Here is a 14,902-nt window from a genome sequence, read left to right as displayed (position 1 = left end):
CGCTCCCTTGAGGGGCTCAGACGAGCGTGCCCTTGGTCGAAGGGACGCGGCCCGCCTGTCTCGGATCGATCTCTGTCGCCGTGCGCAATGCGCGGGCAACGGCCTTGAAGCATGTCTCGGCAATATGGTGGTTGTTGGCGCCATAATGGTTGAGAATATGCAAGGTGATGCCGGCATTTTGGGCGAGCGCCTGGAAGAATTCGCGAACGAGCTCGGTGTCGAACGTGCCGATTTTCGGCGCGCTGAAGGCGACGTTCCAGACGAGGAACGGCCGGCCGGACAGATCGACCGCGGCCTTGGTCATCGTCTCGTCCATGGCGAGATCGATCGAAGCGTAACGGGTGATGCCGCGCCGGTCGCCGAGCGCCTTTGAGATCGCCTGGCCGATGGCGATGCCCGTATCCTCGACCGTGTGGTGGTCGTCGATATGCAGGTCGCCCTTGGCTTCGATCTCCATGTCGATGAGGGAGTGTCGCGAAAGCTGGTCGAGCATATGGTCGAAGAAGCCGACGCCTGTCGAAATCGACGATTTGCCGGTGCCGTCGAGATTGACGGAAACGGAAATCGAGGTTTCGTTGGTCTTGCGGGAAACGCTGCCCGTGCGGCTTGTTACGGTCTCGGCCATATGGCCCTCCATCGGGAATAAGGCCGTTCCTTATCAGGCGCATCGGGAAATATCCAGAAGCCGGGGACGAGAAAAGCCGGCCCATTTGCAATCGGCTCCGGCCCACTTACATAGGGCTCAACACGGCTGGTAACGGCCTGGCCCGGATGACTTTAGGCCTGACTGACCTAAAGTCGGAATCCGGATCGAAATCAACGAATGGCGTAACGCCCGTGTCATGGGCAGACAGGTGTTTTATGACAACAATCATTACAGTTCGAAAAGGCGGCAAGGTGGTGATGGCAGGCGACGGCCAGGTGAGCCTCGGCCAGACCGTCATGAAGGGCAATGCCCGGAAGGTGCGCCGCATCGGCAAAGGCGAGGTGATTGCCGGTTTCGCCGGCGCCACAGCCGATGCCTTCACCCTGCTCGAAAGGCTTGAAAAGAAGCTCGAGCAATATCCCGGCCAGCTGATGCGTGCTGCCGTCGAACTCGCCAAGGACTGGCGCACCGACAAATACCTGCGTAATCTTGAAGCCATGATGCTCGTCGCCGACAAGTCGATCACGCTGGCGATCACCGGCAACGGTGATGTCCTGGAGCCTGAGCATGGCACGACGGCGATCGGTTCCGGCGGCAATTTTGCTTTCGCGGCTGCCCGCGCTCTCATGGATACTGACAAATCGGCTGAAGAGATCGCTCGCCGCGCCCTCGATATCGCTGCCGACATCTGCGTCTATACAAACCACAACATCGTGGTGGAATCCTTGGATGTCGAAGGCTGAACCGCATGCCTTCTAGGCGCTTGGCCTAGACCAGACAGGCCTTCGAGGACTTGGCGAAACAACGACGAATTACGGCCGGGTGCTGCTGAAGGCCCCGGACCGCCAGGAGAATGACACCCAATGACGACTTTTTCCCCCCGCGAGATCGTTTCCGAACTCGACCGTTACATCATCGGCCAGCATGACGCCAAACGCGCCGTCGCGATTGCGCTGCGCAACCGCTGGCGCCGCCAGCAGCTCGACCCGAGCCTGCGCGACGAAGTCATGCCGAAGAACATCCTGATGATCGGCCCGACCGGTGTCGGCAAGACCGAGATCTCGCGCCGCCTGGCAAAACTCGCCGGCGCACCCTTCATCAAGGTGGAAGCCACCAAATTCACCGAAGTCGGCTATGTCGGCCGCGATGTCGAGCAGATCATCCGCGATCTGGTCGAGGTCGGCATCGGTCTGGTGCGCGAGAAGAAGCGGGCCGAGGTGCAGGCCAAGGCGCATGTGAGCGCCGAGGAGCGTGTTCTCGATGCGCTGGTCGGCACGACAGCGTCGCCCGCCACCCGCGAAAACTTCCGCAAGAAGCTCAGGGACGGCGAGCTCGACGACAAGGAAATCGATATCGAGGTGGCCGATGCCGGTTCCGGCATGGGCGGCTTCGAAATTCCCGGCATGCCGGGCGCCAATATCGGCGTTTTGAACCTGTCGGAAATGTTCGGCAAGGCGATGGGCGGCCGCACCAAGAAAGTCCGCACGACGGTCAAGGCCTCCTACAGCGATCTGATCCGCGACGAATCCGACAAGCTGATCGACAACGAGGTGATCCAGCGCGAGGCCGTTCGCTCCACCGAGAATGACGGTATCGTCTTCCTCGACGAAATCGACAAGATCGCCGCCCGCGACGGCGGCATGGGCGCCGGCGTTTCGCGCGAAGGCGTCCAGCGCGACCTCCTGCCGCTCGTCGAAGGCACGACCGTCTCGACCAAATACGGGCCCGTCAAGACCGACCATATCCTCTTCATTGCCTCTGGCGCCTTCCATGTCTCCAAGCCCTCGGATCTCCTGCCGGAATTACAGGGCCGCCTGCCGATCCGTGTCGAATTGCGTCCGCTGAACAAGGATGATTTCCGCCGGATCCTGACAGAGACCGAAGCGAGCCTCATCCGCCAGTACCGCGCGCTGATGGAAACGGAAAGCCTGAGCCTCGAATTCACCGACGACGCGATCGACGCGCTTGCCGATGTCGCCGTGCACTTGAACTCCTCCGTCGAGAATATCGGTGCCCGCCGCCTGCAGACGGTAATGGAGCGGGTCCTGGACGATATTTCCTACAACGCGCCGGATCGGGGCGGGACGGCCGTGACGATCGATGCCGCCTACGTCCGCGAACATGTCGGTGATCTCGCGCAGAATACCGATCTCTCGCGCTTCATTCTGTGATATCGGCGCACCGGTTCATGTCTTTACCGATGTGAATACCGGATTGTGACGAACTCGACCCTCGACAGCGGGCCCTTTACTTTTTAGTGAAGGCCCGTTTTGTTTTCCGCTCCGGCTTTATTCGGCCAAGATTCTGGTCCAGTCAGCCGCATCGCAAACAGGACGATGAACGGACGGGATAGCGGATCGTGCGACGCCTTTTGACAAGCCTTTTGATTGCCGTTGCCCTAGTGAATTCGGCGCCCGCCTTCGCCATGCAGACGGTGCCGGCCGGCAATCGGCACGCCGAGCAGCCCGATATTCCCGGCGCCTCGGTCAGGCGCACCAAGGGCACCAAGAGCAGCTTCGACCTGAAATATGAAAAGGTCCATGAGCTGCTGGCGACCGATCGCGAGCTGATGGGCAAGATTCGCAAGGTCTCCAGCGCTTACGGCATCAATCCCATCCATGTCGTCGGCGCGATCGTCGGCGAGCACACCTACAATGTCGACGCCTACGACCGGCTGCAGGCCTATTATGTCAAGGCCGCCTCCTATGCCGGGGAAAGCTTCCGCTTCGCCTATGACGGCGAAAGCGTCGATGAATTCGTGGCGCGGCCGCAATTTGCCGAATGCAATGGCAAGAGTGATTCCTATACGCTTTGGTCCTGCCGCGAAGATGTCTGGGAAAGCGATTTCCGCGGCAAGTCGGTGGGCGGCAAGAGCTTCCCCAACAACCGCTTCAGCGCGGTGTTTTTCCAGCCCTTCTATGCCGGTCAGACCTTCGGCCTCGGCCAGGTCAATCCGCTGACGGCGCTGATGCTCTCCGATCTCGTCTCCCGCGTGTCGGGTTATCCGAAGCTGAACGAGAAGAATGCCGGCGCCGTCTACAAGGCCATCATGGATCCAGATATCTCGCTCGCCTTCGTCGCGGCCTCGATCCGCAGGTCGATCGACGATTACAAGGAGATTGCCGGCATGGATATTTCGGGCAATCCCGGCCTGACCGCCACGCTTTATAATGTCGGCAATTCGCGCCAGCGCGCCGCAGCCCTTGCTGCGAAAAACCGTGGCGCCGGCACGACCGCCTGGCCGGAGGAGAATTATTACGGCTGGCTGATCAACGACAAGCTGGACGAACTCAAGGGCCTGCTCTAGCTTCAAGCCTGACGGGAAGCGTAGATCTTCCCCGAAAGGCTTTTCCGATGGACATGCGTCCTGACCCCTTCGTTCCGCCAGCACCCTTGCCGCGTACCGTGCCGCCGAGCCGGCTGGAAATCATCCGCATTATCCTGCGCAATCCGCTCGAACTCTGGGGCGAACCGTCCTACACGCTGCCCTGGATCCGCACCAATTTCTTCGGCCAGAGGACGCTGATCGTCAACGATCCCGGCCTCATCAAACATGTGCTGGTCGACAATGCCAATAATTACCGCATGTCGGATGTGCGCCAGCTCGTCCTGCGTCCGATCCTCCGCGACGGACTTCTGACCGCCGAAGGTCCCGTCTGGAAAAGATCGCGCAAGGCGGTTGCGCCTGTTTTCACCCCCCGCCATGCCCAAGGCTTCGCCGGGCAGATGTTAAGCCAATCCGAAGACTATGCCTGCAAATATGAAAGCGCAGGCGAGGCAGGCACAATTTTCGATATCAGCACCGACATGACCGAGCTGACCTTCGCGATTCTCGCTGATACATTGTTCTCCGGTGAAATCGTCACCTCGAGCGGCCATTTCGCCGATGACGTCAACGAACTCCTGCATCGCATGGGCCGCGTCGATCCGATGGATCTGATGCGCGCTCCGTCCTGGGTTCCACGTGTGACACGCATCGGCGGCCAGAAAGTGCTGGAGAAATTCCGCGCTATCGTGCGCAACACGATGGATATGCGGCTCGCAAAGATGAAGGCTGACCGCAGCGCTGTGCCCGAAGATTTTCTGACCCTGCTCTTGGAGCAGACCGGCCCCGAGGGGCTGACGAAGGAGGAGATCGAAGACAATATTCTGACTTTCATCGGCGCCGGCCATGAGACGACAGCCCGGGCTTTGGCGTGGACGCTGTATTGCGTATCGAACAGCCCGCATATCCGCGAGGCGATGGAAGCAGAAATCGACGCGGTGCTCGCCACCGGGGCCGAACCTGTGGAATGGCTGGATCTAATGCCGCAGACGCGCGCCGCCTTCGAGGAAACTTTGCGCCTCTATCCGCCGGCGCCATCCATCAATCGTGCCGCCATATCGGATGATTCCTGGACAAGCGCCAAGGGCGAGCGGATAGAGATCGAGGCCGGTGTCACGGTGCTCATCATGCCCTGGACGTTGCATCGCCACGAACGTCATTGGGATAGGCCGCGCGCCTATATGCCCGAACGCTTCCTGCCGGAAAATCGCGGCTCCATCGGTCGCTTCCAGTTCCTGCCTTTCGGCGCCGGTCCACGTGTCTGCATCGGCGCAACCTTTGCGCTTCAGGAGGCGGTGATCGCCCTTGCCGTTCTGATGCATCGCTATCGTTTCGATTCCACCGATCAGACCAACCCTTGGCCGGTGCAAAAGCTGACGACGCAGCCGCAGAATGGATTGCCGATGCGCGTAACCCCGCGCATAATTTCCGCGAAAGCATAAATCTTTCGAATTATTGCGGAATTGACTGTGAATGAAAGCCGGGCAAAGTGGCAGCATTCAAAGTCGTTGCCAGGGAGAATGCCGCATGAGCCGCGTTGATAAGAACGGTCTTGCCGTCGAAACCGTCCTTCATGATTTCCTCGTCAGCGAGGTGCTGCCGGGCTTGGCGGTCGATGCGGACAAGTTCTTTGCCGATTTTTCGGCGATCGTTCACGATCTCGCTCCGAAGAATCGTGCGCTGTTGGCAAAACGCGACGAGCTACAGGTCAAGATCGATGACTGGTATCGCCGGCATGGCGCGCCGACGGATATGGACGACTACCAGTCCTTCCTCCGCGAAATCGGCTATCTCCTGCCTGAGGGATCGGACTTCCAGGTTTCGACCCAAAATGTCGATCCGGAGATCGCCTCGATTGCCGGACCGCAGCTCGTCGTTCCCGTCATGAATGCCCGCTATGCCCTGAACGCTGCCAATGCTCGCTGGGGCTCGCTCTATGATGCGCTCTACGGCACGGACGCCATTGCCGAGAACGACGGCGCCGAAAAAGGCAAGGGTTACAATCCGAAGCGCGGCGAGAAGGTCATCGCCTGGGTGCGCGATTTCCTCGATACGTCAGCGCCGCTGCAGGATTTGCGCTGGAAGGATGTCGGGAGTTTCGCCATCAAGGATGGAGTGCTCGCTGTCAGATCGATCGATGGCGAGCAGGCCACGCTGACGGACGCCCGCCATTTTGCCGGCTATCGCGGCGACGCCGCCGCTCCGACGCATATTCTCCTGAAGAACAACGGCATTCACATCGAGATCGTCATCGATGCGGCGACGACGATCGGAAAAGTCGATCCGGCGCATATTTCCGATGTCTGGCTGGAATCGGCAATCACGACGATCATGGACTGCGAGGATTCGATTGCGGCTGTCGATGCCGAGGACAAGGTCACCGTCTATCGCAACTGGCTCGGCCTGATGAAGGGCGATCTGCAGGAAGAGGTGGCAAAGGGCGGAACCAGCTTCATCCGCAAGCTCAATCCGGATCTGCAATATGCCGGTCCGGACGGAACCTCCTTCGAGCTGCATCGCCGCTCGCTGATGCTGGTGCGCAATGTCGGCCACCTCATGACCAACCCGGCGATCCTCGACCGCGACGGCAATGAAGTGCCCGAGGGCATCATGGATGCCGTCATCACCGGCTTGATCGCGCTTTACGATATCGGCCCGGCCGGCCGGAAGAAGAATTCCCGCGCCGGCTCCATGTATGTGGTCAAGCCGAAGATGCATGGACCTGAAGAGGTGGCCTTCGCCGTCGAGATCTTCTCGAGGGTCGAAGATGCGCTTGGTTTGGCGCGCAACACCATCAAGATGGGCATTATGGATGAGGAGCGCCGCACGACCGTCAATCTCAAGGAATGCATCCGTGCCGCCCGCGAGCGCGTCGTCTTCATCAATACCGGCTTCCTCGATCGGACCGGCGACGAGATCCACACCTCGATGGAAGCCGGCCCGATGATTCGCAAGGGCGACATGCGCCAGGCGGCCTGGATTTCCGCCTACGAGAACTGGAATGTCGACATCGGGCTCGAATGCGGCCTTGCCGGCCACGCCCAGATCGGTAAGGGGATGTGGGCGATGCCGGATCTGATGGCGGCGATGCTCGAACAGAAGATCGCCCATCCGAAGGCCGGCGCCAACACCGCCTGGGTACCGTCGCCGACGGCTGCAACCCTGCATGCCACCCATTATCACCGGGTCAATGTCGCCCGCATTCAGCAAGGACTGAAGGATCGCGCCCGCGCCAAGCTCTCCGACATTCTCTCCGTGCCGGTTGCGGTGCGGCCGAACTGGACCCCGGAGGAAATCCAGCGCGAGCTCGACAACAATGCCCAGGGCATCCTCGGCTACGTCGTGCGCTGGGTCGATCAGGGTGTCGGTTGCTCGAAGGTGCCCGACATCAACAATGTCGGCCTGATGGAGGATCGCGCCACATTGCGCATCTCGGCTCAGCACATGGCGAACTGGCTGCATCACAAGGTCGTCACGGAAGCGCAGATCGTCGAGACGATGAAGCGCATGGCCGCTGTTGTCGACCGGCAGAACGAATCGGATCCGGCCTATCAGCCGATGGCCGGCAATTTCGACGATTCGATCGCCTTCCAGGCCGCCCTCGATCTCGTCCTGAAGGGCAGGGAGCAGCCGAACGGCTACACCGAGCCGGTGCTTCACCGCCGCCGCCTCGAGCTGAAGGCGAAGCAGGCTGCGTGATAGGAAGATACGAAAAGGCCGCCGGAACGACAGTCCCAGCGGCCCTTTTTTTACCGAATTCGATATCTAGCTTACTGAATGACGACGACCTTTGATGTGCCCTTGCCGGGACGAACGCGGCTGTAGAGGTCGATAACATCCTGGTTCATCAGGCGAATGCAGCCCGAGGAAGCGGCGGTGCCGATCGAAGCCCATTCCGGCGTGCCGTGCAGGCGGAAGAGCGTGTCCTTGCCGTCCTCGTTGAAGAGATACATGGCGCGTGCGCCGAGCGGATTGCTGAGACCCGGGCCCATGCCGTCTTCGACATATTTGGCGACGTCGGGCCGGCGGACAGCCATTTCCTTCGGCGGGTGCCAGGTCGGCCATTCCTGCTTCCAGGCGACGTAGGCGGTGCCGGCCCATGCGAAGCCCTGCTTGCCGACGCCGATGCCGTAGCGCATCGCCTTGCCGTTGGCCAGGATGTAATAGAGGAAGCGCTCGCGCGTGTTGACGATGATCGTGCCGGGGCGCTCTGTGGTCTCGTAGTTGACGACCTGGCGGCGGAACTGCGGCTTGACCCGGCTGATCGGGATCGCCGGCAGCGAGTATCCGGCATCCTTCGTCACGCCGTAGGCGTCATCGAAGATCTGGGCCGTTTGTACTGTCGGGCCTGCGCCCTTGTCGTCGACGGACGCGCTGTCTGAGCTCGTGGAGCAACCGGCCAGAGCGAGCGTTGTCAGCAGGCCAAATACAGGGAATGCATTGCGGATGCGCATGGATGACTCTTGAAGTTTTGGGGCAAGGAGAACGGTCTCTCGACCATCGTTGATTATGGTTTATTTTCGATTAACTTGCGCTTTGCAAGGCTACTGCAGCGCGACAAATCCGTCTGCGGCGCAAATTAGAAGCGCATGGTTTTTTTGCAACAACACGCCAGCCCCTGCGGTGGTTATCCATGACGATTTTGAGTGTTTACAATAACAATCCGTTAATCGATGGCCGGCAATCGGACAGGGCCATGATGGTGCGGCGGGGAACGCAGATATTGCTGCATGAAATGCGCCATGCCGTGCTGCCCGAACTGCCGCTCGCCAGCGGCCGCCGCGCCGATCTGATCACGCTTTCGGAGAAGGGCGAGGTCTGGATCATCGAAATCAAGACATCGATTGAGGATTTCCGGGTGGATCGCAAATGGCCGGAATACAGGCTGCATTGCGACCGCCTGTTCTTTGCGACTCACCAGGATGTGCCGCTAGACATATTTCCCGAGGAATGCGGTCTGTTCCTGTCGGATGGTTATGGCGCCCATATGATTCGCGAGGCGCCGGAACACCGCATGGCGCCGGCCACGCGCAAATCCGTCACGCTCAATTTCTCGCGTGCCGCCGCCCAAAGGCTGATGATGGCCGAATGGGCGAACGGAAAACCGTTCACCGTGGACGATGTCTGATGCTGCGCCTGCTTATTTTGGCGCGCGCTTGGCAAGGATGCGCTGCAGTGTGCGCCGGTGCATGTTGAGCCGGCGCGCCGTTTCGGAAACATTGCGCTCGCACATTTCATAGACCCGCTGGATGTGCTCCCAGCGCACCCGGTCGGCCGACATCGGATTCTCGGGAAGTTCCGCCTTTTCGCCCGGCCGCTGCGTCAGCGCCGAAAACACGTCGTCGGCATCCGCAGGCTTTGCCAGATAATCGACGGCGCCGAGCTTCACGGCCGTGACCGCCGTTGCGATATTGCCGTAGCCGGTCAGCACGATGATCCTGGTGTCGTCACGCCGCTGGCGGATCGCCTCGATGACGTCGAGCCCATTGCCATCGCCGAGCCGCAGGTCGACCACCGCATATTTTGGCGGCCTGCCTCTCGATTTGGCAACGCCCTCCGCCACTGATTCGGCCGTCTCCACCTGGAAGCCGCGCGTCTCCATCGCCCGTGCCAGGCGGCGCAGGAACGGCCCGTCGTCGTCGACGATCAGCAGGCTGGCGTCGGGACCGATATGATCCTCATCCGACGCGGCGAAATTGTCATGGTTCTGTTCTGTCATCGTTTCGGTCCCGGCGGTTGAACGCCCGATCTGCGTCAGCCGCTCTATCCTGTTTATGCCGACAAAGTCATTTTGTCGAATTTGCGTCGATTAGCATACGTGGCCATTCGATTCGGATACGCGCGCCCGCACTTTCCGGATCGCGGTTCTCGAAAATCAGCGACGCGCCCGAGCGCTCCAGCAGCGTCTTGGCAATGAAAAGCCCGAGCCCCAGGCCGCCGGCCGTATCCTCTTTCTGCCGCTTGGTCACATAGGGCTCGCCGATCCGCGTCAGAATATCGGGCGCATAACCGTTCCCATCGTCTTCAATGACGATCAGCACTTTGTCGTGATCGTGCTCGATGGTGACGGTCACTTTCTCGCGGGCATAATCGACGGCGTTTTCGATCAGGTTGCCGAGCCCGTACATGATGCCGGCATTGCGGTCGGTCACCGGCTCGCCCTTGCGTGGGCTCTTTTCGATGAGTTCCAATCTGATGCCGAATTCCCGGTGCGGCGCGACGATCTCCTCGATCATCGAGGAAAGCGGCAGGCGGCGCATATGCGCTTCGCCCTCGGAGGAAAGTGTGGTCAGCCGCCGCAGGATATCGCGGCAGCGTTCGCTCTGGCTGCGCAGCAGCATCACGTCCTCGCGGAAACGATCGTCGTCCTTGAGTTCCCGCTCCATTTCCTTGGCGACGACGCTGATCGTCGCCAGCGGCGTGCCGAGCTCATGGGCGGCGGCGGCCGCCAGCCCATCGAGTTGCGAAAGGTGCTTTTCTCGCTGCAGCACCAGTTCGGTCGCAGCCAACGCATCGGCAAGCTGGCTCGCTTCCATCGAGACCCGATAGGCATAGAAGGCGGCGAATGCCATTGTCGAGGCGATCGAGCACCAGACGCCGAACTGCATGACATTGTGCACGTTGATCTCGACCCCGTCGAACCAGGGCAGCGGAAAGGGCGAAAAGGCAAGCACCGTGATGCAGACCATCGCAAAGCCGATCAGCGCGGTGCTGTAGCGGATCGGCTGCGAGGCAAAGGAGATGATGACGGGCACGCAGACGAGCGCGGCGAAGGGATTGGCCAGGCCGCCGGTGATGAAGAGCAGCGCGCAGAGCTGCAATAGGTCGAAGCCGAGCAGAGCGAAGGCGGCCGGCGCTTCCAGTCGGTGGGTCGGCGGATAACGGATCGTCAGGTAGAAATTCACCCAGGCAAGGGCAGCGATCAGCGAAGAGCTGGCAATCAGCGGCAAGGGAAATTTCAGCCAGAAGGCAACGATGAACACCGTCAGCGCCTGTCCGCCGACGGCAAGCCAGCGCAGCCGCACCAGCGTCTGCAGGCGCAGCCTGCGGCTATTATGCCGGTCTTCCAGCGTATAGCCTTCCGTCTTGTCGATCATGCCAGGCTTGTCGATCATGCCGCGGGCTCCTTGAATGGGCCTCATGTACCACGCGGTTTTGCCCGTGTCGTCGGCAACGCATCTTCCGGCCGCTCCGGCCAGGGATGACGGGGATAGCGGCCGCGCATATCCGCACGCACATCCTTCCACGAGCCGGCCCAGAAGCCCGGCAGGTCGCGCGTGGTCTGGATCGGCCGGTGCGCCGGCGACGTGAGTTCGAGCAGCAGCGGCAGGCGGCCGCCGGCAATGGCCGGGTGCTGCTTCAGCCCGAACAGCTCCTGCACGCGGATCGTCAGCACCGGCTCCTCGCCCTCATATTGGATCGGATGCCTTTGGCCGGTCGGCGCCTCGAAATGGGTCGGCGCGAGCCGGCTGAGGTCGCGTTGCAATTCATGCGGTACCAGGGACATCAGGCCGTTCGAAAGCCCGGCTGCGGAAATCTCGGAAAGGCCGCGGGCCTCCATTTGGAAGGGTGCGAACCAGTCGTCCAGCCGGGAAAGCAGGGCGTCATCGCTGACATCGGGCCAAGGTTCGCCGATTGTCCTGTGGAGGAAGCCGATCCGCTCGCGAAGCTGAATGGCCTCCTTCGAGAAGGCAAGTTGATCGAGCCCCAGCTCGCGCACCCCATGCACCAGCGCCTGGGTGACGGCTGCACCGGAGGGGCGCGGCAAGGGCGTCTCGTCGAAGATAATCGCGCCGAGCCGGGTTGCTCGCCGCGCCCGTATTTGCCGGCTTTGCCGATCGAAGAATATTTGATCGCCGGATTTGATCTCGCCGGGCAACTCGGCTTCGATGTCGCCGCGTGTCACTTCGGCTGCCGCCAGAACCCGCGCCTGCGCCGCTCGTCCGGTGAGATCGGCAATCACCAGCATCTGGCTGCCCGCCAGCCTCTCGGTTTCCGGCAGCTCCGCTCCGCGCCCGTTCGCCATCACGAATCGGCCGCGTCCGCCGCGCTGAAGTGCGATTCGGTCCGGGAATGCGTGCAACAAAAGCTGGCCCGCAAGCGCCGGCGCCGTTGCCGCACCGCTGTCGAGGCCGCTCGCCAGCCGTCCCGCCAGCCGGCGCGAGGCCTCTGCTCTCTCGCCACGCTCAGCCTTGAAGCGCCGCAGCCGTTCCTCGATATCGACGCTCGTTCCGCCAAGCCCCTGTTCCGTGAGAAGCACGGCGATCATCGCCGCATCCCGGGCATATCCGGCTTCCCCCGCCGAGACGACCATGGCGGCAAGGCGCGGTGGCAGTGCCAGATCGCGCATCACCTTGCCGCGCGCCGTCAGCGCTCCGTCCTTGTCGAGCGCGCCGAGCTGGCCGAGCAGAACCCGCGCTTCCCTCAGCGTCGTTTCCGGCGGCTGATCGACGAAGGCAAGGGATGCCGGATCTTGAACGCCCCAATGCGCGAGGTCGAGCACCAGCCCCGAGAGATCGCTGGAAAGGATCTGCGGCGGTGTGAAGGCCGGCAGTGCCGCCGTCTGTCCCTGGTGCCACAGCCTGACGGCGATACCCGGTTCCGTTCGTCCGGCACGACCCGCCCGCTGATCGGCGGAAGCCCGCGATACGCGCACCGTCTCCAGCCGCGTGATCCCGGTCGACGCCTCGAACACCGGCAGACGCTGCAGCCCGCTGTCGATAACGATCCTGACGCCGTCGATGGTGATCGAGGTTTCGGCGATCGATGTCGCAAGCACGATCTTACGCGTCCCCTGGGATGCCGGTCGAATAGCCGCATCCTGCTCCTTCTGGCTGAGATTGCCGTAAAGCGGCGCAATCAGCGTTTCGGCTCCGAATCGTCCCTGCAGGCGTTCCACCGTCCGCGTGATTTCCGCCTGGCCGGGCAGGAAGGCGAGGATCGATCCGGCCTCGTTGGCATGCGCATCGAGTATCGCCCGAGTGACGGCATCCTCGACGCGTTCGCCGCCCGGCCGATCCTGGTAGCGGATATCGATCGGAAAGCTGCGCCCCAGGCTTTCGATGACGGGCGGATGGTCGAGCAGGGCGGCCACACGTTCGACATCGAGGGTCGCCGACATGACGAGGATGCGCAGATCCTCACGCAGCGCCGATTGGACGTCGAGCGCCAGAGCGAGTCCGAAGTCTGCATCCAGCGAACGCTCATGGAATTCGTCGAAGATCACCGTCGAGACACCGGTCAGTTCCGGGTCGTCGAGGATCATCCGGGCGAAAACCCCTTCGGTCACCACCTCGATCCGTGTCGCTGCCGATATCCTGTTGTCGAGGCGCATGCGGTAGCCGACCGTCCCGCCGACCTGTTCGCCGATCAGCGATGCCATCCGGCTTGCCGCTGCCCGCGCCGCCAGACGTCGCGGCTCCAGCAGGATGATTTTGCCGTCACCGCGCCAGGCCTGGTCGAGCAGGTAAAGCGGCACCAGCGTCGTCTTGCCGGCGCCCGGTGGTGCGGAAAGAACGGCGCGTCTCCGCTCGGCCAAGGCGGTACCGACGGCCGGCAGGACATGTGAAACCGGAAGGTCCGGCAATGATGCACTGATTGTCACTTACGGCCCGTCACGGTCTCATAGGCAAGAATCGCCCCGGCGAGATCTTCCAAAGCTGCGCCGACCGACTTGAACAGCGTGATCTCAGCGTCGTGGCTTCGTCCGCCATGGGCGCCGCTGACGAGTTCCGCAAGCTCGGCCTTGATGTTGCCTTCCTTCAGCACACCGCTTTTCAGCGGCTGGACGATGTCGCCCGCCTCGCTGATGGCGCCGGCGCGGGTATCGACATAGACTGAAGCACGGCGGATGGCCTCGTCGTCGCTTTCGCGCATGTTCGGTTTGAAGGCGCCGACGAGATCGAGATGGGCGCCGGGCTTCAGCCATTCGCCTGATATCAGCGGCTCGCTGGAAAGCGTGGCGCAGGAAATGATATCGGCCGTCCGCGCCGCGGTTTGCGCATCCGCGACCGCCTCGGCATCGAGGCCGAGCGCTCGTGCTTCGGCGGCGATCTTTTCCGCCGCTTGGCCGTTGCGGCCCCAGACCCGATAGCGCTTGATCGGTCGGGTCGTGCCGTGCGCAAACATCAGGTTGAGCGACAGACGGCCGGTTCCGCAGACCAGCATCTCCTCCGCGTCGGGACGGGCGAGATGACGGGCCGCCAGAGCCGATGCCGCCGCCGTCCGCCGCGCGGTCAGTTCGCCGCCGTCGATTGCGGCAAGCATCTCGCCGGTAGCGCCGGAGGAAAGAAGATAGGTTCCGAAGATCGCCGGCAGGCCCCGCCGCACATTGCCTGGGAAGACCGAGACCGTCTTCACCCCGGCATAGCGCCCGGGAACCCAGGCCGGCATGAGGAGCAGCGTCGCGCTCTCCTCATTCGGCACATCCATTTCATGGTGATGGCGCACCGGCATCACGCAATCGCTCTGGAACATCCGGGCGATCGCCTCGATCAGCTCCGGCCAGGGCAGGGCCGCGCGCGTCTGTTCTTCATCGAGGACAAGCATTCTTCACTCCGCCGTATCGTTCTTCATCGCCAAACTAGCGAGTGAGGCGCGTCATAGGCAAGCACCCTGGAATTCCGCGTCGGGCACCCCATATATGGCTTGTCTCCCCCCGCCGAAGCCTTTCTTTCAGGATTCGGCAAAACGAATCTCAAAAACCACCCAATCGGGCGGGAGATTTGCTTGTTTTTGAAGGCTACCCCTAAAAGCCCTTCATTTTCAACCTGTTACAAAAATGTCAAAAAACTTTGGCTAGGTGTGTTGACTTGGAAAAGGGGTTAGTTCTATAAGCCCCCTCACTGAACGAGGGCGGCGGCGCTGCTGGCGACGAAGTCTTTCGTTCTAAAGAACCTCAAGCGGATTGGCGGATTGCTGGTTTGTGTTCT

At 61.7% G+C, this 14,902-nt stretch carries 12 protein-coding genes; 6 read left to right on the top strand and 6 right to left on the bottom strand.

The genetic code is table 11. The features are described 5' to 3' along the window. Nucleotides 1-16: 16 nt before the first annotated feature. Nucleotides 17-625, bottom strand: a complete 609-nt coding sequence (hisB, locus tag ACMUVN_RS15885; RefSeq protein WP_047616097.1) for an imidazoleglycerol-phosphate dehydratase HisB — start codon at nucleotides 623-625, stop codon at nucleotides 17-19. Between the two features lie 236 nt (nucleotides 626-861). Between hisB and hslV the strand changes: the two genes are divergently transcribed. From hslV to ACMUVN_RS15860, 5 genes are all read left to right on the top strand, one after another. Beyond that, nucleotides 862-1,389, top strand: coding sequence for an ATP-dependent protease subunit HslV (gene hslV, locus ACMUVN_RS15880; protein ID WP_004677140.1), 528 nt, complete (start codon nucleotides 862-864; stop codon nucleotides 1,387-1,389). A gap of 120 nt (nucleotides 1,390-1,509) precedes the next feature. Next, nucleotides 1,510-2,817 (top strand): ATP-dependent protease ATPase subunit HslU, encoded by a 1,308-nt coding sequence (gene hslU / locus ACMUVN_RS15875; protein ID WP_011649875.1) that lies wholly within the window; start codon nucleotides 1,510-1,512, stop codon nucleotides 2,815-2,817. Nucleotides 2,818-3,005: 188 nt separating this feature from the next. Beyond that, complete coding sequence (locus ACMUVN_RS15870) at nucleotides 3,006-3,953, top strand: DUF1402 family protein (protein WP_063473906.1); 948 nt, start codon at nucleotides 3,006-3,008, stop codon at nucleotides 3,951-3,953. 47 nt (nucleotides 3,954-4,000) lie between these two features. After that, nucleotides 4,001-5,413, top strand: a complete 1,413-nt coding sequence (locus ACMUVN_RS15865) for a cytochrome P450 (protein WP_097544624.1) — start codon at nucleotides 4,001-4,003, stop codon at nucleotides 5,411-5,413. Nucleotides 5,414-5,498: 85 nt separating this feature from the next. Next, entirely contained in the window at nucleotides 5,499-7,670 is a 2,172-nt protein-coding gene (locus ACMUVN_RS15860; RefSeq protein WP_183905879.1) for a malate synthase G, read from the top strand. A gap of 71 nt (nucleotides 7,671-7,741) precedes the next feature. On the opposite strand, the gene ACMUVN_RS15855 is transcribed toward ACMUVN_RS15860, so the two are convergent. Continuing rightward, nucleotides 7,742-8,425, bottom strand: coding sequence for a L,D-transpeptidase (locus ACMUVN_RS15855; protein WP_029733130.1), 684 nt, complete (start codon nucleotides 8,423-8,425; stop codon nucleotides 7,742-7,744). Nucleotides 8,426-8,604: 179 nt separating this feature from the next. Between ACMUVN_RS15855 and ACMUVN_RS15850 the strand changes: the two genes are divergently transcribed. After that, nucleotides 8,605-9,099, top strand: coding sequence for an MmcB family DNA repair protein (locus ACMUVN_RS15850; RefSeq protein WP_010029986.1), 495 nt, complete (start codon nucleotides 8,605-8,607; stop codon nucleotides 9,097-9,099). A 12-nt stretch (nucleotides 9,100-9,111) separates the two neighbouring features. Here ACMUVN_RS15850 and ACMUVN_RS15845 read toward each other — a convergent pair whose 3' ends face one another. The 4 genes from ACMUVN_RS15845 to ACMUVN_RS15830 all read right to left on the bottom strand — a co-directional run bounded on the left by ACMUVN_RS15845 (nucleotide 9,112) and on the right by ACMUVN_RS15830 (nucleotide 14,519). Then, on the bottom strand, nucleotides 9,112-9,690 hold the full coding sequence (locus ACMUVN_RS15845; protein ID WP_011649881.1) for an ActR/PrrA/RegA family redox response regulator transcription factor: 579 nt from the start codon (nucleotides 9,688-9,690) through the stop codon (nucleotides 9,112-9,114). Between the two features lie 67 nt (nucleotides 9,691-9,757). After that, the gene (locus tag ACMUVN_RS15840; RefSeq protein WP_174824491.1) at nucleotides 9,758-11,086 is read right to left on the bottom strand and encodes an ActS/PrrB/RegB family redox-sensitive histidine kinase; all 1,329 of its coding nucleotides are present in this window, start codon (nucleotides 11,084-11,086) and stop codon (nucleotides 9,758-9,760) included. Between the two features lie 23 nt (nucleotides 11,087-11,109). Continuing rightward, nucleotides 11,110-13,575, bottom strand: a complete 2,466-nt coding sequence (gene hrpB / locus ACMUVN_RS15835) for an ATP-dependent helicase HrpB (RefSeq protein ID WP_127431164.1) — start codon at nucleotides 13,573-13,575, stop codon at nucleotides 11,110-11,112. Next, entirely contained in the window at nucleotides 13,572-14,519 is a 948-nt protein-coding gene (locus ACMUVN_RS15830; protein ID WP_414815273.1) for an ornithine cyclodeaminase family protein, read from the bottom strand. The genes hrpB and ACMUVN_RS15830 overlap by 4 nt, the downstream gene beginning before the upstream one ends. Nucleotides 14,520-14,902: the final 383 nt, after the last annotated feature.

Source organism: Rhizobium sp. IY2, assembly GCF_047532935.1.
Lineage (GTDB): Bacteria > Pseudomonadota > Alphaproteobacteria > Rhizobiales > Rhizobiaceae > Rhizobium > Rhizobium anhuiense.
The sequence above is the reverse complement of the archived record's forward strand: the minus strand, read 5'-3'. Positions and strand labels throughout refer to the sequence as shown.